Source organism: Pseudomonas sp. BO3-4 (assembly GCF_034044115.1).
Lineage (GTDB): Bacteria > Pseudomonadota > Gammaproteobacteria > Pseudomonadales > Pseudomonadaceae > Aquipseudomonas > Aquipseudomonas alloputida.
Map to the genome: position 1 here is coordinate 5,880,503 of NZ_CP139018.1, position 21,260 is coordinate 5,901,762.

General features: G+C 60.8%; 15 protein-coding genes. 8 read left to right on the forward strand and 7 right to left on the reverse strand.

Annotated elements, in window-relative coordinates:
• Positions 1-76: 76 nt before the first annotated feature.
• Positions 77-1,897 carry a translational GTPase TypA gene (gene typA / locus REH59_RS26885; protein ID WP_003249222.1) on the reverse strand — a complete coding sequence of 607 codons (1,821 nt, stop codon included), beginning with the start codon at positions 1,895-1,897 and terminating at the stop codon, positions 77-79.
• Positions 1,898-2,025: 128 nt separating this feature from the next.
• On the reverse strand, positions 2,026-3,480 hold the full coding sequence (thiI, locus tag REH59_RS26890) for a tRNA uracil 4-sulfurtransferase ThiI (protein ID WP_003249221.1): 1,455 nt from the start codon (positions 3,478-3,480) through the stop codon (positions 2,026-2,028).
• A 450-nt stretch (positions 3,481-3,930) separates the two neighbouring features.
• On the opposite strand from thiI, the gene glnA reads away from it, so the two are divergent.
• The 3 genes from glnA (at position 3,931) to ntrC (ending at position 8,221) form a co-directional block, all read left to right on the forward strand.
• Positions 3,931-5,337: a type I glutamate--ammonia ligase gene (gene glnA / locus REH59_RS26895; protein ID WP_003249219.1), complete on the forward strand. Its 1,407-nt coding sequence runs from the start codon at positions 3,931-3,933 to the stop codon at positions 5,335-5,337.
• A gap of 365 nt (positions 5,338-5,702) precedes the next feature.
• Entirely contained in the window at positions 5,703-6,788 is a 1,086-nt protein-coding gene (gene glnL, locus REH59_RS26900; RefSeq protein WP_003249215.1) for a nitrogen regulation protein NR(II), read from the forward strand.
• On the forward strand, positions 6,785-8,221 hold the full coding sequence (gene ntrC, locus REH59_RS26905; protein ID WP_003249213.1) for a nitrogen regulation protein NR(I): 1,437 nt from the start codon (positions 6,785-6,787) through the stop codon (positions 8,219-8,221). Before glnL ends, ntrC begins: the two co-directional genes overlap by 4 nt.
• A 460-nt stretch (positions 8,222-8,681) precedes the next feature.
• Here the strand turns inward: ntrC and REH59_RS26910 are convergent, their stop codons facing one another.
• Entirely contained in the window at positions 8,682-9,119 is a 438-nt protein-coding gene (locus tag REH59_RS26910; protein ID WP_003249211.1) for a hypothetical protein, read from the reverse strand.
• On the opposite strand from REH59_RS26910, the gene trmL reads away from it, so the two are divergent.
• Positions 9,118-9,579 (forward strand): tRNA (uridine(34)/cytosine(34)/5-carboxymethylaminomethyluridine(34)-2'-O)-methyltransferase TrmL, encoded by a 462-nt coding sequence (trmL, locus tag REH59_RS26915; RefSeq protein WP_003249209.1) that lies wholly within the window; start codon positions 9,118-9,120, stop codon positions 9,577-9,579. The genes REH59_RS26910 and trmL overlap by 2 nt on opposite strands.
• 155 nt (positions 9,580-9,734) lie before the next feature.
• On the opposite strand, the gene secB is transcribed toward trmL, so the two are convergent.
• From secB to REH59_RS26930, 3 genes are read right to left on the reverse strand one after another with little or no spacing between them, the layout of a single operon-like run.
• Positions 9,735-10,220 carry a protein-export chaperone SecB gene (secB, locus tag REH59_RS26920; protein ID WP_003249206.1) on the reverse strand — a complete coding sequence of 162 codons (486 nt, stop codon included), beginning with the start codon at positions 10,218-10,220 and terminating at the stop codon, positions 9,735-9,737.
• Positions 10,221-10,259: 39 nt separating this feature from the next.
• On the reverse strand, positions 10,260-10,514 hold the full coding sequence (gene grxC / locus REH59_RS26925) for a glutaredoxin 3 (RefSeq protein WP_003249204.1): 255 nt from the start codon (positions 10,512-10,514) through the stop codon (positions 10,260-10,262).
• A gap of 1 nt (position 10,515) precedes the next feature.
• The gene (locus REH59_RS26930; RefSeq protein ID WP_003249200.1) at positions 10,516-10,929 is read right to left on the reverse strand and encodes a rhodanese-like domain-containing protein; all 414 of its coding nucleotides are present in this window, start codon (positions 10,927-10,929) and stop codon (positions 10,516-10,518) included.
• Between the two features lie 207 nt (positions 10,930-11,136).
• Between REH59_RS26930 and gpmI the strand changes: the two genes are divergently transcribed.
• From gpmI to REH59_RS26950, 4 genes are all read left to right on the forward strand, one after another.
• Positions 11,137-12,672: a 2,3-bisphosphoglycerate-independent phosphoglycerate mutase gene (gene gpmI, locus REH59_RS26935; protein ID WP_014859109.1), complete on the forward strand. Its 1,536-nt coding sequence runs from the start codon at positions 11,137-11,139 to the stop codon at positions 12,670-12,672.
• 140 nt (positions 12,673-12,812) lie between these two features.
• The gene (locus REH59_RS26940) at positions 12,813-14,129 is read left to right on the forward strand and encodes a murein hydrolase activator EnvC family protein (RefSeq protein ID WP_012053937.1); all 1,317 of its coding nucleotides are present in this window, start codon (positions 12,813-12,815) and stop codon (positions 14,127-14,129) included.
• Positions 14,130-14,363: 234 nt separating this feature from the next.
• Positions 14,364-15,680 (forward strand): S41 family peptidase, encoded by a 1,317-nt coding sequence (locus REH59_RS26945; RefSeq protein WP_004576741.1) that lies wholly within the window; start codon positions 14,364-14,366, stop codon positions 15,678-15,680.
• A gap of 8 nt (positions 15,681-15,688) precedes the next feature.
• Complete coding sequence (locus REH59_RS26950; RefSeq protein ID WP_014859110.1) at positions 15,689-16,456, forward strand: divergent polysaccharide deacetylase family protein; 768 nt, start codon at positions 15,689-15,691, stop codon at positions 16,454-16,456.
• A gap of 39 nt (positions 16,457-16,495) precedes the next feature.
• Here the strand turns inward: REH59_RS26950 and REH59_RS26955 are convergent, their stop codons facing one another.
• Positions 16,496-21,181, reverse strand: a complete 4,686-nt coding sequence (locus REH59_RS26955; RefSeq protein ID WP_014859111.1) for a dermonecrotic toxin domain-containing protein — start codon at positions 21,179-21,181, stop codon at positions 16,496-16,498.
• Positions 21,182-21,260: the final 79 nt, after the last annotated feature.

The following is a 21,260-nucleotide window of genomic DNA, read 5'->3' on the forward strand; positions in this document are numbered from 1 at the left end:
CAGCACAAAAAACCCAGACAAACAAAAACGCCCCCGGCCTTTCGACCGGGGGCGTTTTCATTCAGCCTGAGCTAACTCAGTTCTTGGCTTTCTTGGCTGCGCGGGTACGCTCGCCTTCGTCCAGGATCTTCTTGCGCAGACGAATCGACTTAGGCGTCACTTCGCACAGCTCGTCGTCCTGGATGAATTCCAGGGCCTGCTCGAGGGTGTGGCGAACTGGTGGCACCAGGGCGATGACTTCGTCTTTGCCCGAAGCACGCATGTTGTCGAGCTTCTTGCCTTTGGTCGGGTTCACGCCCAGGTCGTTGTCACGGCTGTTCAGGCCGATGATCTGACCGTTGTAGATCTCCTGGCCGTGTTCAACGAACAGCTTGCCGCGAGCCTGCAGGGTTTCCAGCGAGTAGGTCAGTGCCTTGCCGGTCTCGACCGAAACCAGTACGCCGTTGAGGCGGCCGGACATCTGGCCCGACTTCATGGTGTCGTAGCGATCGAAGATCGAGGTCAGGATGCCTGCACCGTTGGTCAGGGTCAGGAACTGGTTACGGAAACCGATCAGACCACGGGCTGGAATGTTGTACTCCAGACGAACACGGCCCTTGCCATCCGGAACCATGTTGGTCAGGTCGCCTTTACGCAGACCCATCTCTTCCATGACCTTGCCCTGGGATTCTTCAGGGATGTCGATGGTGACGTTCTCGAACGGCTCCTGCTTCACGCCGTCGACTTCGCGGATGATCACTTCAGGACGGCCCACGGCCATTTCGAAGCCTTCACGACGCATGGTTTCGATCAGCACCGACAGGTGCAGCTCACCACGGCCCGAAACCTTGAACTTGTCTGGGGAGTCGGTCTCCTGAACGCGCAGGGCAACGTTGTACAGCAGCTCCTTGTCCAGACGGTCCTTGATGTTACGGCTGGTGACGAACTTGCCTTCTTTACCGCAGAACGGCGAGTCGTTGACCTGGAAGGTCATCGAAACGGTCGGCTCGTCAACGGTCAGCGGCTTCATCGCTTCTACCGCATCCGGGGCGCACAGGGTGTCGGAGATGAACAGCTCATCGAAACCGCTGATGCAGACGATATCGCCAGCCTGGGCTTCTTCGACGTCAACGCGGTGCAGACCGTGGTGACCCATCAGCTTCAGGATACGGCCGTTACGCTTCTTGCCGTTGGTGTCGATGGCGACAACCGGGGTGTTCGGCTTGACGCGGCCACGGGCGATGCGGCCAACACCGATCACGCCGAGGAAGCTGTTGTAGTCCAGTGCGGAGATCTGCATCTGGAACGGGCCGTCGCGGTCAACAGACGGTGCAGGTACGTTGTCGATGATCGACTGGTACAGCGGGGTCATGTCTTCGGCCATGGCAGTGTGGTCCAGGCCGGCAATGCCGTTCAGGGCCGAGGCGTAGACCACTTTGAAGTCCAGCTGTTCGTCGGTGGCACCGAGGTTGTCGAACAGGTCGAAGATCTGGTCCAGAACCCAGTCAGGACGTGCGCCCGGACGGTCAACCTTGTTGATCACGACGATTGGCTTCAGGCCGGCTTCGAAAGCCTTCTTGGTCACGAAGCGAGTTTGCGGCATCGGGCCGTCCTGGGCGTCGACCAGCAGCAGCACGGAGTCGACCATCGACATTACACGCTCAACCTCGCCACCGAAGTCGGCGTGGCCGGGGGTGTCGACGATGTTGATGTGGTAGCCGTTCCAGTTGATGGCGGTGTTTTTCGCCAGAATGGTAATACCGCGCTCTTTTTCCTGGTCGTTGGAGTCCATGACGCGCTCGTCATTGAGCTCGTTACGCTCCAGAGTGCCGGACTGACGCAGGAGTTTGTCGACCAGAGTGGTTTTACCATGGTCAACGTGGGCGATGATGGCGATGTTACGCAGATTTTCGATCACAAGTGTATCTCGATCAGAGGATTCGGTTGCCGCCCAGTGTAGGCGGCCAATATGTACTGTTTAAGGCTCAGCGGGCCCGGCGGTCGGGAGGGCGATGGCGGATACTGCCGCCATACAGCCCCGGCATCTTATGTCGGACGATAAACACGCACATTGGCATGTCCCTCACTGAGCAGGTGGTGTGCGTGCAAACGGCTCATCACACCCTTGTCGCAATACAGCAAGTACTGGCGCGTGGGGTCCAGGTGCTTGAACTTGCTGTTGATGGCGTAGAACGGCATGGCCTGGACTTCGATACCTTCCAGCACCAGAGGTTCGTCTTCCTGGGCATCGGGGTGGCGAATGTCGATGACGATCTGGCCTGGCAGCGCCTCGGCCACTTCCTCGATTTCGATGTCCTTGCCCAGCTCATCGATCACATGGTCGATGGAAATGAACTTGGCGCGCTCAAGAGCGCGCTCCAGCACGGCCATGTCGAACTGCTTTTCTTCGTGCTCCATGCGGTGACGCTTGGCATGGGTGGTCGGGTTTACCGAGATCACGCCGCAGTATTCCGGCATGTGCTTGGCAAAGTCCGCGGTGCCGATTTCGGTGGCCTGGTCGATGATGTCCTGCTTGTGGCTGGCCAGCAGCGGGCGCAGCACCAGCTTGTCGGTGGCCGAGTCGATGATCGACAGGTTCGGCAGGGTCTGGCTGGACACCTGGGAAATCGCTTCGCCAGTCACCAGCGCGTCGATCTGCAGGCGGTCGGCCATATGGGCGGCGCCGCGCAGCATCATGCGCTTGAGGGTAACGCCCATGTAACTGTTGTCGACCTTGTTGAGGATCTCGCCAACCACTTCTTCGAACGGCACGCTGATGAACAGTACGCGCTGGCTGCTGCCGTATTTTTTCCACAGGTAATGGGCCACTTCCATTACGCCCAGCTCGTGGGCACGGCCGCCGAGGTTGAAGAAGCAGAAGTGGGTCATCAGGCCGCGGCGCATCATCTGGTAGGCCGCAACGGTGGAGTCGAAACCACCGGACATCAGCACCAGGGTCTGCTCCAGGGCACCCAGCGGATAACCGCCGATGCCGTTGTGCTGGTTGTGGATCACGTACAGGCGCTGGTCGCGGATTTCGATGCGCACCAGCACTTCAGGCTTTTTCAGCTCGATCCCGGCGGCGCCACACTGCTGGCGCAGCTGGCTGCCGACGTAACGGTCGACGTCCATCGAGGTGAAGTCATGGTGGCCACCGCGCTTGCAGCGCACGGCGAAGTGCTTGCCGGCCAGCAGGTGGCCGAAGTGGTGCTTGCACTTGGCGACGATGTCGTCGAAGTCACCCAGCGGGTATTCCTCTACCTGCAGGAAGTGGGTGATACCCGGGGTGCAGGTGAGGCGTTCGATCATCTCGCGCTGGACTTTTTCGTCTTCGACGCGGGTGACCACCTCGAGATTGTCCCAGACACCATCGACCGCGAGCTCAGGGTCGAGATCCTTGAGCACGTTGCGGATGTTCTTGCCAAGCTGGCGGATGAAGCGCTTGCGCACCGGCCGGCTTTTGATGGTGATTTCTGGGAAGACTTTGACGATAAGTTTCATTGGTTAACAGCGCGCGCAGGGCCTGCCGAAAATGAGGGGCGCGAATTATATCGGAAATTGCTCAGGATTTGACCAACTTTTGATCAGAAGCTTTGAGATAAATGCAGAGCCCAGGTTTTGCAGTGCCTGTTCCGGCCCTTTCGCGGGTAAACCCGCCCGTAGGAGCGGGTTTACCCGCGAAGAGGCCCTAGAAGCTAGCACACCACTCACGCCACGCACCCAATTGGTGCGAGACGATCAAAAAACGCATCGTAAGGGTGCACTTTTACCCGCCAACCCAACGCCAAATGCCCGCAAACGCCCCCTTTTATCCCACCCTCGCCATTTTCGGGCACTGGCATGCAATTTGCTCCCTTGTGAGGCAGGTAAGCTTGGCCGACTATCCGCGCCCGGCAACACCCTTTTTCCAGGGCAGCGGCCCACCGCGCTCTAGACCATCCGGAGGACAACATGTCGAAGTCGGTTCAACTCATCAAAGATCATGACGTCAAGTGGATTGATCTGCGTTTCACGGACACCAAAGGCATTCAGCACCACGTGACCATGCCGTCGCGTGATGCGCTGGACGAAGACTTCTTCGAAGTCGGCAAGATGTTCGACGGTTCCTCCATCGCTGGCTGGAAAGGCATCGAAGCTTCCGACATGATCCTGATGCCGGTCGACGAAACCGCCGTTCTGGACCCGTTCACCGAAGAACCAACCCTGATCATCACCTGCGACATCGTCGACCCGTCGAGCATGCAGGGCTACGATCGCGACCCACGCGCCATCGCCAAGCGCGCTGAAGAGTACCTGAAGAGCACCGGCATCGGTGACACCGTATTCGCCGGCCCAGAGCCTGAGTTCTTCATCTTCGACGAAGTGAAGTTCCACTCGGACATCTCCGGTTCGATGTTCAAGATCTTCTCCGAGCAGGGCTCGTGGATGACCGGCGCTGACGTGGAAGGCGGCAACAAAGGCCACCGTCCAGGCGTGAAAGGCGGCTACTTCCCGGTTCCGCCGTTCGACCACGACCACGAAATCCGTACTGCCATGTGCAACGCCCTGGAAGAAATGGGCCAGACCGTTGAAGTTCACCACCACGAAGTGGCGACTGCCGGCCAGAACGAAATCGGCGTCAAGTTCAACACCCTGGTGAAGAAGGCTGACGAAGTACAGGCGCTGAAATACGTCGTGCACAACGTTGCCGACGCTTACGGCCGTACCGCCACCTTCATGCCGAAGCCACTGTACGGCGACAACGGCTCGGGCATGCACGTGCACATGTCGATCTGGAAAGACGGCAAGAACACCTTCTCGGGTGAAGGCTATGCCGGCCTGTCCGACACCGCCCTGTACTTCATCGGCGGTATCATCAAGCACGGTAAGGCCCTGAACGGCTTCACCAACCCGTCGACCAACTCGTACAAGCGTCTGGTCCCAGGCTTCGAAGCCCCGGTAATGCTGGCCTACTCGGCTCGCAACCGTTCCGCCTCGATCCGTATTCCTTACGTTGGCAGCCCGAAAGCCCGCCGTATCGAAGCACGTTTCCCGGACCCATCGGCCAACCCGTACCTGGCGTTCGCGGCCCTGCTGATGGCTGGCCTGGACGGCATCCAGAACAAGATCCACCCAGGCGACGCGGCCGACAAGAACCTGTACGACCTGCCGCCAGAAGAAGCCAAGAACATCCCGCAAGTGTGCGGCAGCCTGAAAGAAGCTCTGGAAGAGCTGGATAAAGGCCGTGCGTTCCTGACCAAGGGCGGCGTGTTCTCCGATGACTTCATCGACGCCTTCATCGAACTGAAGAGCGAAGAAGAAATCAAGGTCCGTACCTTCGTACACCCGCTGGAATACGAGCTGTACTACAGCTGCTGATCTGATTGGCGCCTCGCGCCGATGACATGATCACAACGGCCTCCCTCGGGAGGCCGTTTTTGTTTCTGCGCACCTTGCAGAAGCACCACTGATTCGCCTGCCACGCTATGCTCTATCTTGGTGCACTAATTCACGCCATGCCCTCAATTGCTCCCCAATCTGGTTCAGATTAAACGTTTCACCAAGACTTTCTGATCCGAATTTGCGCAGATTCAGGCCTTTATCGGTAAATCCCGCTTCTTTTCGGAGCTTTGGTTTGTTTCTTGCATTTTCTTATCCAGAGTCTCGCATCAGTGGATCCACCCCGCGTCCGGCCCTGACCAAAGCAGTGCCAGGCAAGCGCCAAACGAGGTCAACGACGCCTTATGACCATCAGCGATGCACAGCACCGTCTGCTTCTGGACAACCTGACCACCGCCACGTTGCTGCTCAACGCCGAGCTGCGCCTGGAGTACATGAACCCGGCCGCAGAAATGCTACTGGCCGTCAGCGGCCAGCGCAGCCATGGGCAATTCATCAGCGAGCTGTTCACCGAATCGACCGAGGCGCTCAGTTCGCTGCGCCAGGCGGTCGAGCAGGCGCACCCGTTCACCAAGCGTGAAGCGCAGCTCACATCGCTGACCGGGCAGACCATCACCGTCGACTACGCGGTAACGCCGATACTGCATCAAGGCCAGACCCTGCTGTTGCTCGAGGTGCATCCGCGGGACCGTCTGCTGCGCATCACCAAGGAAGAGGCCCAACTGAGCAAGCAGGAAACCACCAAGATGCTGGTGCGCGGCCTGGCCCACGAAATCAAGAACCCCCTTGGCGGCATCCGCGGAGCGGCCCAGCTACTGGCCCGCGAACTGCCCGAGGAAGGGCTGCGCGACTACACCAATGTGATCATCGAAGAGGCCGACCGCTTGCGTAACCTGGTCGACCGCATGCTCGGCTCGAACAAGCTGCCGTCGCTGGCCATGACCAATATTCACGAAGTGCTGGAGCGGGTGTGCAGCCTGGTCGATGCCGAAAGCCAGGGGTGCATCACTTTGGTGCGCGATTACGACCCAAGCCTGCCGGACGTGCTGATCGACCGAGAACAGATGATTCAGGCCGTACTCAACATCGTGCGCAACGCCATGCAGGCGATCAGCTCGCAGAATGAGCTGCGCCTGGGTCGCATCACCTTGCGCAGCCGTGCCCTTCGCCAGTTCACCATCGGCCACGTGCGTCACCGCCTGGTAGCGCGGGTAGAAATCATCGACAACGGCCCGGGCATCCCGCCGGAACTGCAGGACACCCTCTTCTATCCCATGGTCAGTGGCCGCCCGGACGGTACCGGGCTGGGCCTGGCCATTACCCAGAACATCATCAGCCAGCACCAGGGCCTGATCGAGTGTGAAAGCCACGCTGGCCATACCGCCTTCTCGATTTACCTGCCTCTGGAACAAGGAGCCACCGCCTCATGAGCCGAAGTGAAACCGTATGGATCGTCGACGATGATCGTTCCATCCGCTGGGTCCTGGAAAAAGCCCTGCAACAGGAAGGCATGACCACCCAGAGCTTCGACAGCGCAGACGGTGTCATGGGACGCCTGGCACGCCAGCAACCCGACGTGATCATTTCCGACATTCGCATGCCTGGCACCAGCGGCCTCGACCTGCTGGCGCAGATCCGCGAGCAGCACCCGCGCCTGCCGGTCATCATCATGACCGCCCACTCCGACCTGGACAGCGCCGTGGCCTCGTACCAAGGCGGTGCCTTCGAGTACCTGCCCAAGCCATTCGACGTCGACGAAGCGGTATCACTGGTCAAGCGCGCCAACCAGCACGCCCAGGAGCAGCAAGGCCTGGATGTGCCACAGAACCTGGCGCGCACCCCGGAAATCATTGGTGAAGCCCCGGCGATGCAGGAGGTGTTCCGCGCCATCGGCCGCCTCAGCCACTCCAACATCACCGTGCTGATCAATGGCGAGTCCGGCACCGGCAAAGAACTGGTAGCCCACGCCCTGCACCGGCACAGCCCACGCGCAGCATCGCCGTTCATTGCCCTGAACATGGCCGCCATCCCCAAGGACTTGATGGAGTCGGAGCTGTTCGGCCATGAGAAAGGCGCCTTCACAGGTGCTGCCAACTTGCGTCGCGGCCGTTTCGAGCAGGCCGATGGTGGCACGCTGTTCCTCGACGAAATCGGGGACATGCCTGCCGACACCCAGACCCGCCTGCTGCGTGTGCTGGCCGATGGCGAGTTCTACCGCGTGGGCGGCCATGTGCCGGTCAAGGTCGACGTGCGCATCATCGCCGCCACCCACCAGAACCTGGAGTCACTGGTGCAGGCCGGCAAGTTTCGTGAGGACTTGTTCCACCGCCTGAACGTGATCCGCATCCATATTCCGCGCCTGGCCGACCGCCGCGAGGATATCCCCGCCCTCGCCCGCCACTTCCTTGCCCGGGCGGCCCAGGAGCTGGCAGTCGAGCCGAAGATCCTCAAGCCGGAGACTGAAGAGTTCATCCGCAACCTGCCATGGCCGGGCAATGTGCGGCAGATGGAGAACACCTGCCGCTGGATCACCGTGATGGCCTCCAGCCGCGAAGTGCTGATCGGCGACCTGCCACCCGAACTGCTGAACCTGCCACAAGACGCCGCGCCGGTAACCAACTGGGAGCAGGCCCTGCGCCAGTGGGCCGACCAGGCATTGGCGCGCGGGCAGACCAGCCTGCTGGACAGTGCAGTGCCGAGCTTTGAACGGATCATGATCGAAACGGCACTCAAGCACACCGCCGGCCGCCGTCGCGATGCAGCGCTGTTGCTGGGTTGGGGGCGCAATACCCTGACGCGCAAGATCAAGGAGCTGGGGATGAATGTGGCCGGGGGGGATGATGAGGAAGGTGATGACCACTGAGCTCTGAATTAGCTTTTTAGATTGCTGGGGCTGCTTTGCAGCCCATCGCGACACAAGGCCGCTCCCACAGGATCACCTCTGCCCCCAAGGCTGATGCGATCCTGTGGGAGCGGCCTTGTGTCGCGATGGGGCGCAAAGCGGCCCCAGTCATTTCAGCCTTCTGAATGCACCGTTCCTGTGCCGGCTGCACCTCTCGAAGGCACAAATCCCCTCAAAATCCGGCCAAATCACCCGCAAAGCCCAGTATTCACGGCTTTTGCAAAACTGGCACGCCCCCTGCAATAAGCAATACATCTCCAGTTTCGGGGGCCCTGGTACAGGCAGGCCGGGTGAACCCCTCTTTTATTTGCAGCACCGCCGCTTTTGGGGACCTCGGTACAGGCAGGCCGGGACATCCCCCCTTTATACGCAGCACCCCTTTTGGGGACCCTGGTACAGGCAGGCCGGGATATCCCCTCTTTTATTCGTGCAGTTTCACTTGCACCCGCCAGCGCCCAGCGTCCTCTGCACCGGCCCATTCGCCGTGCAGGGGGCGCGCGGCCACCACCGTCAACAACAAACCTTCCTTGCTGTGCTGTACCCGCCAGCTCACCGGCTTGCCCTGCAGGCTGAGCTGCCCTTGCTGAGCCTTGCCCTGGGCCTGAAACAGCAACGCCACCGTCCCTTCCACGTTCTCGCCATGCAGCTTGGGCTCTTCGTTGAACCACAGCTCCAGGCCATCCTGCGTCGCTTGCACCTGTTGCAGCTCACGCTCGTCCGGCGTAGTCAGGCGCCCGATCATCAGCCCTACCATCAAGCCAACGATCGCCAATGACAGCATCACCCGTGGGAAGGCCTTCGAACGCACGTCCGGTTCAGGGGTAGAATGCCCGTCATCTTCACGTTTGGAGCCGTGCATGTTTCACGTCATCCTTTTTCAACCAGAAATTCCGCCGAATACCGGCAACATCATTCGTCTATGCGCCAACAGCGGCTGTGCCTTGCACCTGATCGAACCCATCAGCTTCGAACTGGATGACAAGCGCCTGCGCCGCGCAGGGCTGGACTACCACGAGTATGCCACGCTCAAGCGCCACGAGAGCCTGGCCGGATGCCTGGAAAGCCTTGGCAACCCACGGTTGTTCGCCTTTACCACCAAGGGCTCGCACCCGTTCCACGAAGTGGCCTTCCAGCCGGGCGACGCCTTCCTGTTCGGGCCAGAGAGCCGCGGGTTGCCGGCCGAGGTGCTGGACAGCCTGCCGGCCGAGCATCGCCTGCGCCTGCCGATGCGGCCAGGGTGCCGTAGCCTGAACCTGTCCAATACCGTGGCGGTGACGGTGTATGAGGCGTGGCGGCAGAACGGGTTTGCCGGCAGCTGATGTGTTGCCTGTGCGGGCCTCTTCGCGGGTAAACCCGCTCCTACGCAGGCCGAGAGAACGGCGCAATCCCCTGTAGGAGCGGGTTTACCCGCGAAGAGGCCCGCACAGGCAACAAAAAAGCGCCCCGAGAGGCGCTTTCTTGATACCGGCAGTAATTACTGCACAGTAGGCGCTTCACCCGCTTCCTGCATACGCTGCATTTCTTGCGCGTACAGGGCGTCGAAGTTGACCGGCGACAGCATCAGCGCCGGGAACGAACCGCGGGTCACCAGGCTGTCCAGGGCCTCACGGGCATAAGGGAACAGGATGTTCGGGCAGAACGCACCCAGGGTGTGGCTCATCGAAGGCGCATCGAGATTGGCGATCAGGAAGATACCGGCCTGCTGCACTTCAGCAATGAAGGCCACTTCATCACCGTTCTTGACGGTAACCGACAGGGTCAGCACGACCTCGTGGAAGTCGCCTTCCAGGGATTTCTGCTTGGTGTTCAGGTCCAGGGCAACGCTCGGTTCCCAGGTCTGACGGAAGATCTGCGGGCTTTTCGGGGCCTCGAACGACAGGTCGCGCACATAGATGCGCTGCAGGGAGAACTGAGGGCTGTTGTCTTCTGCAGCAGCGCCGTTGGTCTGTTGGTCAGTCATGTCAGATCCTTATCCTAATGTTTTTGAATGCAGTGCAAATCAGGCCGCCAGCAACGCGTCGAGCTTGCCCGCGCGCTCCAGGGCATAGAGGTCATCGCATCCACCGACATGGGTACTGCCGATCCAGATCTGCGGCACCGACGTACGGCCGGCTTTCTGACTCATCTCGGCGCGAACCTGCGGTTTGCCGTCGACCTTGATTTCCTCGAAGGCCACGCCCTTGCTCTCGAGCAGGTACTTGGCGCGCATGCAGTAGGGGCAGTAGTCGCTGGAATAGACGATGACAGGCTTCATATCACTTCACCAGGGGCAGGTTATCGGCTTTCCAGCTGGAAACGCCACCGCTCAGTTTGGCGGCGTTGTAACCAGCTTTGAGCAGCTCGCGGCAAATGGTGCCGGACTGCTGGCCCATCGCGTCGACGACGATCAAGGTCTTTTCTTTATGCTTGTCCAGCTCGGTCATGCGGTTGGCCAGCTTGTCCTGCGGGATGTTCACCGCGCCGACGATGTGACCGGCGGAGTATTCCTTGGCCGGGCGAATATCGATCACCAGGGCCTTCTCGGCATTGACCAGGGCTGTCAGTTGGCCATTAGTCAGGCTCTGGCCACCACGACGGATTTCATTGACGAGCAGCAGGACCAGCAGAATGAGGAAGATCGCAACCAGGATGTAGTGATCTGTCGCGAATTGAATCAGGTGAGCAACCATCAGCGGTGTTCCAGGCGATTGAAAATGCCGGCCAGTATACACAGCCCCTTGGTGCCACCAAAGCCCGACGGGCCGGCCACAAAACCACCTTCATGTTGCTACCACAGGTGCGCCGGTCGGTGGAATGGGACGAATATTCGCCGCAGGTGGCGTATTTGCCCTAAAATGCGTGTCTTTATCATCTTTGAACAACCGTGAGTTTGATTGATGACGAGCACGCCCAAACCCCTGGTCCTGATTATCCTGGATGGCTTCGGCCATAGTGATATCCCCGAACACAACGCCATCTTTGCCGCCAATAAACCGGTCTATGACCGCCTGTGCGCCACCCAGCCGCATGGCCTCATTTCCGGCTCGGGTATGGATGTCGGCCTGCCGGACGGGCAGATGGGCAACTCCGAAGTCGGTCATATGAACCTCGGCGCAGGTCGTGTCGTCTATCAGGACTTCACCCGGGTGACCAAGGCCATCCGCGACGGCGAGTTCTTCGAAAACCCGGTACTGACCGGTGCTGTGGACAAGGCAGTCGGTGCTGGCAAGGCCGTGCACATCCTCGGCCTGCTGTCCGATGGTGGCGTACACAGCCACCAGGAGCACTTGGTGGCCATGGCCGAACTGGCCGCCAAGCGTGGCGCTGAAAAGATCTACCTGCACGCCTTCCTCGATGGCCGGGACACCCCGCCACGCAGCGCGCAGTCGCCCATCGAACTGCTCGACGCCACCTTCGCCAAACTGGGCAAGGGCCGCATTGCCAGCCTGATCGGCCGCTACTACGCCATGGACCGCGACAATCGCTGGGACCGCGTCAGCGCCGCCTACAACCTCATCGTCGACAGCACTGCCGAGTACACCGCTGACACGGCCCTGGCAGGCCTTGAAGCGGCTTACGCCCGCGACGAAAGCGACGAGTTCGTCAAGGCCACGCGCATTGGCGAAGCCGTCAAGGTCGAAGATGGCGATGCCGTGATTTTCATGAACTTCCGCGCCGACCGCGCTCGCGAACTGTCGCGTGCATTCGTAGAGCCAGACTTTACGGAATTCGCCCGTGCGCGCCTGCCGAAGATGGCGGCGTACATCGGCCTGACCCAGTATTCGGCGAAGATCCCGGCACCGGCAGCCTTTGCCCCGTCCAGCCTGAACAACGTGCTGGGCGAATACCTGGCGAAAAACGGCAAGACCCAGCTGCGCATCGCCGAAACCGAGAAATACGCCCACGTCACCTTCTTCTTCTCGGGTGGCCGTGAAGAGCCGTTCGAAGGCGAAGAACGCATCCTGATCCCGTCGCCGAAGGTCGCCACCTATGACCTGCAACCGGAAATGAGCGCACCAGAGGTGACCGATCGCATCGTCGAAGCCATCGAACAGCAGCGCTTCGACGTCATCGTGGTCAACTACGCCAACGGCGACATGGTCGGCCACACCGGCGTGTTCGAGGCGGCGGTCAAGGCCGTCGAAGCACTGGATACCTGTGTAGGGCGCATTGTCGATGCACTGGACAAGGTCGGCGGCGAGGCCCTGATCACCGCTGACCACGGCAACGTCGAGCAGATGGAAGACGAGTGCACCGGCCAGGCGCACACCGCGCACACGACCGAGCCGGTACCGTTCATCTATGTGGGCAAGCGCAACGTGAAAGTGCGTGAAGGCGGCGTGCTGGCAGACGTGGCGCCGACCATGCTGAAGCTGCTTGGGCTGGAAAAGCCGGTGGAAATGACCGGTACCTCGATTCTGGTCGACGCCTGAATGCCGAAAGGGGCTGCGTTGCAGCCCCAATTGCACATGAATTCCAGACAAACGCCCCCCTGCATCCGCAGCGAGGCGTTTTTTTTGCCTGCCCAGGCGGGCATACTAGGCCAGTCTCCATCCTTGGTACGCCAAACCCCATGCTTCGCGCCCTGATCCTCCTAGCCCTGTCTTGCCTGCTCAGCCCGGCCTTCGCCGATGAGCGTGCGCAGACCCAGCAGCAACTGGATGCCACCCGCCAGGACATTGCCGAGCTCAAGAAAACGCTGAGCAAGCTCCAGGAAGAAAAGGCAGGTGTGCAAAAAGACCTCAAAGCCACCGAAACCGACATCGGCAACCTCGAAAAGCAGGTGGAGGCCCTGCAGCAAGAACTAAAAAAGACTGAAGGCGAGCTGGAGCGCCTTGATACCGAGAAAAAAAAACTCCAGAGCGCCCGCGTTGAACAACAACGACTGATCGCCATTCAGGCCCGTTCGGCTTACCAGAACAACGGTCGCGAGGAATACCTCAAGCTGCTGCTCAACCAGCAGAACCCCGAGAAATTCGCCCGCACCCTCACCTATTACGACTACCTGAGCAAGGCGCGCCTGGAGCAATTGCGCACCTTCAACGAGACCTTGCGCCAACTGGCCAACGTCGAACAGGAAATTTCCAGCCAGCAACAACAACTGCTGGCCCAGCGCACCGACCTCGATAGCCGCCGCCAGGCCCTGGAAACCGAGCGCGCCAAGCGCCAGCAGGTACTGGCAAAGCTCAACAGCGATGTAAAAGACCGCGATCAGAAGCTGCAAGCGCGCGAACAGGACCAGGCCGACCTGGCCAAAGTCCTGAAGACCATCGAGGAAACCCTCGCCCGCCAGGCGCGTGAAGCTGAAGAGGCACGCAAGAAGGCCCTGCTGGCACAGCAGGAAGCAGAAAAACGCCGCCAGCAGGAAGCGCTGGCCGCCGCCGCTGCCCGCGACCGGGCCCGTGAGCCCGCAGAGCCAGTGGAACCGCCGAAAAAGGCCCGCACCACCCTCGGGCCGATGGTTTCCAGCGATGGCGCGAACTACGGCGGCGCATTTTCTGCTGCGCGGGGCAAACTTCCATGGCCAGTCAATGGTCGATTGCTGGCACGCTTCGGTGATGCCCGCGGTAGCGACGCTCGTGCCAAGTGGGACGGGGTTATGATCAGCGCCAACCCAGGCACCCAGGTACGTGCCGTGCACGGCGGGCGTGTGGTATTCGCGGACTGGTTGCGCGGCGCCGGGCTTCTGGTCATTCTCGACCATGGCAACGGTTACCTGAGCCTGTACGGCCACAACCAGAGCCTGCTCAAGAATGCCGGTGATATCGTCAAGGCCGGTGAAGCCATTTCCACCGTTGGCGACAGCGGTGGCCAGGACGCGGCAGGCTTGTATTTCGCTATCCGCCAGCAAGGCCGGCCTGCCGACCCTTCGCAGTGGTGCCGTGGCTAGGCTCTGTACGAAAAGTCTTGAGACGCAGGTCAGGCAAGGCGAAAACAGCCGAGGAACGGCCGGGGTCGCGCCCGACTGTACTGGAGTACATGAGCATTCCGAGGCTGTTTTCAACGCAGCATGAACAAGTATCAAGGCTTTTCGTACAAAGCCTAGTCACATTTCTACGGCGCAGCCTGAGTGCTGCGCCGATGCTCCCCAGGGAGCGCTTACAGGATCAGGAGTTCGTTCGACATGCTGCACTCGCCTCGTCTCACCCAGCTGGCCCTGTCCATCGCCCTGGCGGTCGGCGCGCCCCTGGCCACCGCCGCAGAGCCGGCCAAGGCCGCCGCAGTGCCAGCCACCGAGGTGACCGCCAAGGCGCCACTGCCGCTGGAAGAACTGCGCACCTTCGCCGAGGTCCTGGACCGCATCAAGGCCGCCTACGTCGAACCGGTTGACGACAAGACCCTGCTGGAAAACGCCATCAAGGGCATGCTCAGCAACCTTGACCCGCATTCGGCCTACCTTGGCCCCGAGGACTTCCAGGAGCTGCAGGAAAGCACCAGCGGCGAGTTCGGCGGGCTGGGTATTGAAGTAGGCCAGGAAGACGGCTTCATCAAGGTGGTTTCGCCAATCGACGACACCCCAGCCTCGCGGGCCGGCGTGCAGGCCGGTGACTTGATCGTCAAGATCAACGGCGCCCCGACCCGCGGCCAGACCATGACCGAAGCGGTCGACAAGATGCGCGGCAAGGTCGGCGAGAAAATCACCCTGACCTTGGTACGCGACGGCGGCAACCCGTTCGACGTGAACCTGACCCGTGCAGTCATTCAGGTCAAGAGCGTGAAGAGCCAGCTGCTGGAGAACGATTACGGCTACATCCGTATCACCCAGTTCCAGGTCAAGACCGGTGACGAAGTGGGCAAGGCCCTGGCCAAGCTGCGCAAGGACAACGGCAAGAAGCTGCGCGGGGTGGTGCTGGACCTGCGCAACAACCCAGGCGGCGTGTTGCAGTCGGCAGTGGAAGTGGCCGACCACTTCCTGACCAAAGGTCTGATCGTCTACACCAAGGGCCGCATCGCCAACTCCGAGCTGCGTTTCTCGGCCGACCCGGCCGATGCCAGCGCAGGCGTGCCGCTGGTGGTACTGATCAACGGTGGCAGTGCATCGGCATCGGAAATTGTCGCCGGCGCCCTGCAGGACCAGAAGCGCGCCGTGCTGATGGGCACCGACAGTTTCGGCAAAGGCTCGGTGCAGACCGTGCTGCCACTGGCCAACGACCGCGCCCTGAAGCTCACCACTGCGCTGTACTACACCCCCAACGGCCGCTCGATCCAGGCTCAGGGCATTGTCCCGGACATCGAGGTGCGCCCGGCCAAGCTCACCGCCGAAGCCGACACCGAAAACTTCAAGGAAGCCGACCTGCAGGGCCACCTGGGCAACGGCAACGGCGGCGCCGACCGCCCGACCGGCAGCAGCAAGCGCAAGGAGCGCCCGCAGGATGACGACTTCCAGCTGAGCCAGGCACTGAGCCTGCTCAAGGGCCTGAACATCACCAAGGGCGACTGAGCCACCCTATGCGTTTTCTGCTGTGTCTGTTGTTTTGCCTGATGGCCGGAATCGCGCAAGCGGCGCCGGCCAACAAGGCCTACATGAGCATCATCATCGACGACCTGGGCCAGAGCCCCGAGCGCGACAGCCGTACCCTGGCCCTGCCCGGGCCGGTGACCATGGCGATCATGCCCGACACCCCGCATGCCACCGACTTTGCCCGCCAGGCGCACAAGGCCGGCAAGACGGTGATCCTGCACATGCCCATGGACCCGGCCACCGGGCCCTATGCCTGGCACCCGGGCATCGCCATCGAAGAGCTGGCGCGGCGCCTGGACGCAGCATTGGTCAAGGTGCCCTACGCCGCCGGCATCAACAACCACATGGGCAGCCGCATGACCGCACAGCGTGAACCCATGGCGTGGTTGATGGGTGAGCTGCAGCGGCGCCATCTGTTCTTTGTCGACAGCCGCACCAGTGCCGCCACGGTCGCCGCAGCCGAGGCTCAAGCACACGATGTCGCGCATGTGTCACGGGATGTATTTCTGGATGACGTGCGCACGCCGGAAGCCATCGACGCTCAGCTGCAACAGGGTATTGCACTGGCCCGCAAGCAAGGCTCGGCCGTATTGATCGGCCACCCCTACCCGCAGACGCTAGCGGTACTGGAAAGTCAAATTCCACGGCTCAAGCAATTGGGGATCGAACTGGTCACGCTGCCACAGATGATCGCCACACGTGGCAACCAGGCCATGCCTGCACACGGCAAGCATGGCCGTTACAGCAACCGCTAACATTCGCTGATCGCGGCGCTGGGCCACCCGGGCGAAGGTTCAGAGGTTGAACGGAATGACATCCTTGGCCTGTGCGTAGGTCAGGTTACCCCGATAAATGCTCAGTACCTGCCCCTCGCTCGCCGCCTTCATTTGCTCGCGATACCCCATCTTGCGCTGGCTCCACAGCTTGAGATGGCCTTTGCCAAACGCCGTCGGCGCCGCCTGCGAGTCGGCAAAATGGAAATGTGCGGCCCACAAGGGTTTACCTCGACCCTCACCGGGAGCACGCAACAGGCTGATCCGGTACTCGTCCAGATAGCCATCGGAGACCACCTGCCGAGGCCCGACATATTCCACGGCGAGCAACCCCTGTTGATGGAGAAAATTGAGCCCTCTGGCACCTGGATAGCGCGTCTTGCTGTAAAGCGCTACCAAACAGTCGCGGCGGGCCTGACGCAAATGAATCAACGCATCGTCCATGCCCGCCAGCAGCGCGTGCTCGGCGTCGGCATCGCTGAGCTGTTCACGTAGCTCGGCCACTTCGTTGATCTGGCCGTCCAGCATCGACATCAGGCCCATGTCGTCAGCATCCTTGGCAACCAGGGCTCTGGCTTGAGCGATGACATTTTCGTTCTGTGCCAGCATGGCCTCGGCCAGCTCCCGGTTGTTCCTTTCGGACTCCGGCGTAGAAGTCCGCGATGGCTGTTCCGGTTCGCCCGCGGCTACCTCTTCAACCCAGGTGTTTCCCTGTTTCTGGAAGCGATGCAACGCGCTCTTGTTGAAAGCCGCTACAACTTGCAGCACAGCCTGCCCCTCGACCACCGATTCGCTGCCGATGACTATCTGACCAGCCCGCGTATGGGCCACCTGCAGGCTCTTTCGTGAATAAACCGCACGACGTGTGCCACGGACCTGCCCGTCCGCCTGCTCGCGCATGGCCTCGACCAACGCCTCACCGGCTATGGTTTTCAGTTCCACCATCTGTTGCTTGTAGGCCTCAAGGCGCTGGACATCGATGAGCTTGCTGCCGAGTGTCTTGATCCGTTCGGCGTTGAGAATCGCCGCGAGGTATTCGTCCCACGCACTTTGCAGCACCTCGATTCGTTCGGCGACAGGCAAGTCACAGAACATCAGCAGATGATGCGTTTGTGCGGCCACCCGCAGACGCTGACTGGCGAGTGCATGGCGGAAGATCATGTAGTGCTGGGTAGGCGTGCCTTTGTGCCACTGCAGGGCCAGCTCGACCAGGCCCATGGCCTGGAAAAACCGGATGTTGATCGTGGTCGTCTTACGGCTCGCGATAATGCTCGAGACGGTCAGAGTGGAATTGATGTAAGGCACTTGCATGTCGATATCGGTGATGGCCAACAGGCGATCCAGCTGGCTGGAGACATTGATGATCCTGGGCTGCTCTTCAAGCAACTTCTCCAACATCGTCCGGAACCTGACATACAACTCGGCCTGTTTCTCTGGCGTTGCGTCATTGAGCGCATTGGTGAGTTGGTCGTATTCCCTGAACCCACCCAAGGCCAGGAGCTCATCAATGAAGAACATGCCAAAGCTGATCAGGTTCTTGCGGACCTGGCCCAAGAGTATCCGTTGATCTCTCACGCTGCCGACGTGCGTCGAGGCGCTCGACTTGTCAAGCACGTAGGTAATGTTGCGTTCGGCCTCGAGATAACCAAGGAACAATCTCTCGTTCAAGGGCAGGCGCTGGTTGCGCAGCGTATTCGTCTGCTCTTGCAACTGCTGGAACTTGAGCTTGAACAACGCGGTAGCCTGCTCGAATTGCGCACGTTCGTCTGGGTCGGTGGGTGGCGCCTTTTGCAACCGATCCTCGACTTTTCTTACCGGATCACGCAGACCGACAATCTGCTCGCTCAGCGCGTTGAAATCCTTCGTGGCAGCCTCTGCTGCCAGGATAAGCCGCTCTATCTCGGCCTGAGCCTTGGCGATCGGCCCGCTAAGCTTCTTGCGCAGTCGCTCGCGGGCCAACTCGCCGGAGCGATCATTGCCACCGTGCAAGCGCGAATTATTGAGGTGCCAGACATCGCCGTCGCGCATCAGGTAGGGCCCAACCGTGCCGTCCGGACCGATAATGCGAAACGCTGCGTTATCAAGGCTGACTCGGTAGACATTACCGTCCAGAGACACATAGAAATCATCCCCAATCCGCACCAGCCCCGCAGCCACGCCCTGCTTCTGCGGTTCACGCCCCTCCAGCGAAACGCTGGCCGCCAACGCCCGCATTTGGTCGCGCTGGGCACTCGACAGGCCGTTGAGCCCCCCAGCCCCACGCCAGGAAAAGTCGAGGTGGGTGTTGGCCATCGCCTGCAGGCTGTCGACCGAAACGCTGGGCTCCCGCGTCGCGGTGGAAAGGGTCGCCAGCTCGATCCCATCGCCTGCAGCTGGCCCCTGGAGCAGCGATGGCGGCAGGTCGCCAGAGACGGGCGGGGCTGCCAGTTTCGGCGTCTGCAGGTGTATCAGCGCCAGCAAGGTGTTGTTCAGCACATCGACCATCGCCTGGATGCGCTCGTCGAAATGTGAACTGGCCAGGCCATGCACATCGTTGATCAAGCTGCGCATGCCGATATAGAGCCAGGCAACCGAGGTGAGCGGCCCCGGTAACACCGGAAACACAACATTCAGCAGCTCCCAGGAAAATGCCGTGACCAGTCGCCAACGCACCTCGCTGTTGCTCATGGCGCTGCGATCCGCCAGCTCCAGCAACATCCGGCCCTTGGCTTCGAACATCTGCCGATCCACGTCCCGCGCCCAGAATTGCAGCGCCAACTGAACAGGCTGCGGTTTCTCCGGGAGGGTGTAAGGGTCGAGCAGCCATTGGGGCAGGTGCGGCTCCCGGAAGCCGCCATTATCGTAGACCGCGCGCTGAGCTTGCTCGATCCACAGCAGCACGCTGTCCTGCAGCGCCCCCGGGCGGCTGATCGCATCCAACAGTGCCTGAGCGCTGCCGAACTGAATCAGCGCCTTTTCGGTGTACAGCGGGCAGTACAACAGATAAACACCCAACTCGATGATTTCGATCACGTAGAAACCATGCGCCACGTCGACCCTCTCTGATGTCGGCGAGCGTTTGAACGCAAGCGGTGCAATCCGCACAGCGGCTGCACCTTCTTGGCCGCTACGGCAGAATTCTGCCAGGGCGCCGTAGGCGAACTTGTCGAGCCGTTTGACGGCACGCGCTCGCGCAGCATCGAACATCAGGGTGATACGCCAGCGTATGGCAAATGCCGAGATGTGTTCGGCCCGGCTCGCCGAGCGATCGAGCATCGACTGTACATGACGTGGATAACTGCCGCCGATGTCGACTCGCTGCACCAGCTCACGGACGTAATCAATGGTCATCCACTTCATGATCAGCTGGTTTTCCCGGTGCGCGATGTGTGTCACCACCCCTCCTGCGGTGGCATCCAGGCGGCCGATCGCCAGCTGTGTCAGGGTCATTTTTTTTTCACCGGTCTTCTGGCCGAAGCCCAGCCCGTGACCGTCACTGACAAAGCTCTCGACAGTGAGGATAAGGTCATCAGGAAAGTAATTGGCGTCTACCGGGTGGTCATGCAGCATCTCCTCGCGCAGGCGCGTCGCCGCATAGGTGTGCAAGTCCGGCAGACCGTCCTCAATGCCCTGGGCTGGAGTGTGCTGTTGCAGTAGCGACAAGTCGAGCATGGCTTGTAGGTAGGCGGTCTGGCTATCCGTATCGGCTCGCGACAGGCCCTTGGGGAGCGCCAAGCCCAGCCCACCGGAGCCATAGTCACTGAACTCGGCAAAAAAGGACGCGGGGTCGCAGGCCAAATGGCAGTAATGCTCCAGTTGGTCGACGCTGTCGATCGCACTCCAGCGCAGGCGGGCCACGCGCTCGAGCAAGATTTCCAGCAACAAGGCGCTGTACAGGGCGAAAGCGTCGCCTTCCACCGTCAGGCCTTGCCAGCTCAACTCATCAAACCGGTAACGTCCCGCCATCTGCATTTGCAACGCCGAGCCGAACGCAGCCTGGGCGTCGAAACTGCGGACCAGGCCTTCGGGAGAACACCAGAGTGTCAGTTCGCGAACTTCACTGGAGGCGGTAATCAGCAAACCGGGCAACAGTTCATGGAAAGTGTCTTCGCCCTCACGTAACGCTACCCGCACCAGCTGCACATCGAGCCCGGTACGGTTGCCCATCATCAGGTCACGCAGCAGCTTGCGTTGTTCGTCGTCCAGCGCTTCGTCCTTCAGGCCATCGAGCAGGTTGGCGCGCAACAACTGCTGCAACCACAGGTCCCGGTCGATCGTGGCGTCGCCGTTCCAATAGCCGATCTGCGCTTGCTGGAAGTGCCAAAGCAGTATCGGCAGCAACGCGTTGAGGCCATCGGCCAGGCGCGCGGGCTCGATCAAATCGCCCTCAGCAGTTTCGAAGCTCGACTCGATGGCGAAAAAGCGCCGGGGCGGGTTCAGGCTAAGGCGGTAGTCACCCGCTGGGGTGAGGTCCAGTGGTTTAGCCGCAAGCAGGGCCTGCAGCACAACATCCACCAGCGGCTGAGGGTGCCAGACACCATCCGGCTGCAGGGACATCAGGTATAGCGGTGCAGCAGAGGTCATTTCAGGGCGATGCACGCCAACCAGAGGATAGTGCTCCAGAATCACCTTCATGATCTGTTCACCTGCGACCTGCCGGAATGTAGGACGGCTGGCGAACTGGGCGGCGACTGCGTGATTGAGGTTGTGCGCGTGAGTGGCGGGCATGACCAGGACTCGTTGTGGAATGAACCACAAAGCGTCCTGGAGATGTTATCGAATGAGGTGCTACATATTGCTGCTGGCA

Coding starts and splice junctions, on each gene's coding strand:
- thiI (WP_003249221.1), bottom strand. CDS start 3,480: ATGAAACTTATCGTCAAAGTCTTCCCAGAAATCACCATCAAAAGCCGG.
- glnA (WP_003249219.1), top strand. CDS start 3,931: ATGTCGAAGTCGGTTCAACTCATCAAAGATCATGACGTCAAGTGGATT.
- glnL (WP_003249215.1), top strand. CDS start 5,703: ATGACCATCAGCGATGCACAGCACCGTCTGCTTCTGGACAACCTGACC.
- ntrC (WP_003249213.1), top strand. CDS start 6,785: ATGAGCCGAAGTGAAACCGTATGGATCGTCGACGATGATCGTTCCATC.
- trmL (WP_003249209.1), top strand. CDS start 9,118: ATGTTTCACGTCATCCTTTTTCAACCAGAAATTCCGCCGAATACCGGC.
- REH59_RS26910 (WP_003249211.1), bottom strand. CDS start 9,119: ATGCACGGCTCCAAACGTGAAGATGACGGGCATTCTACCCCTGAACCG.
- secB (WP_003249206.1), bottom strand. CDS start 10,220: ATGACTGACCAACAGACCAACGGCGCTGCTGCAGAAGACAACAGCCCT.
- grxC (WP_003249204.1), bottom strand. CDS start 10,514: ATGAAGCCTGTCATCGTCTATTCCAGCGACTACTGCCCCTACTGCATG.
- REH59_RS26930 (WP_003249200.1), bottom strand. CDS start 10,929: ATGGTTGCTCACCTGATTCAATTCGCGACAGATCACTACATCCTGGTT.
- gpmI (WP_014859109.1), top strand. CDS start 11,137: ATGACGAGCACGCCCAAACCCCTGGTCCTGATTATCCTGGATGGCTTC.
- REH59_RS26940 (WP_012053937.1), top strand. CDS start 12,813: ATGCTTCGCGCCCTGATCCTCCTAGCCCTGTCTTGCCTGCTCAGCCCG.
- REH59_RS26945 (WP_004576741.1), top strand. CDS start 14,364: ATGCTGCACTCGCCTCGTCTCACCCAGCTGGCCCTGTCCATCGCCCTG.
- REH59_RS26950 (WP_014859110.1), top strand. CDS start 15,689: ATGCGTTTTCTGCTGTGTCTGTTGTTTTGCCTGATGGCCGGAATCGCG.
- REH59_RS26955 (WP_014859111.1), bottom strand. CDS start 21,181: ATGCCCGCCACTCACGCGCACAACCTCAATCACGCAGTCGCCGCCCAG.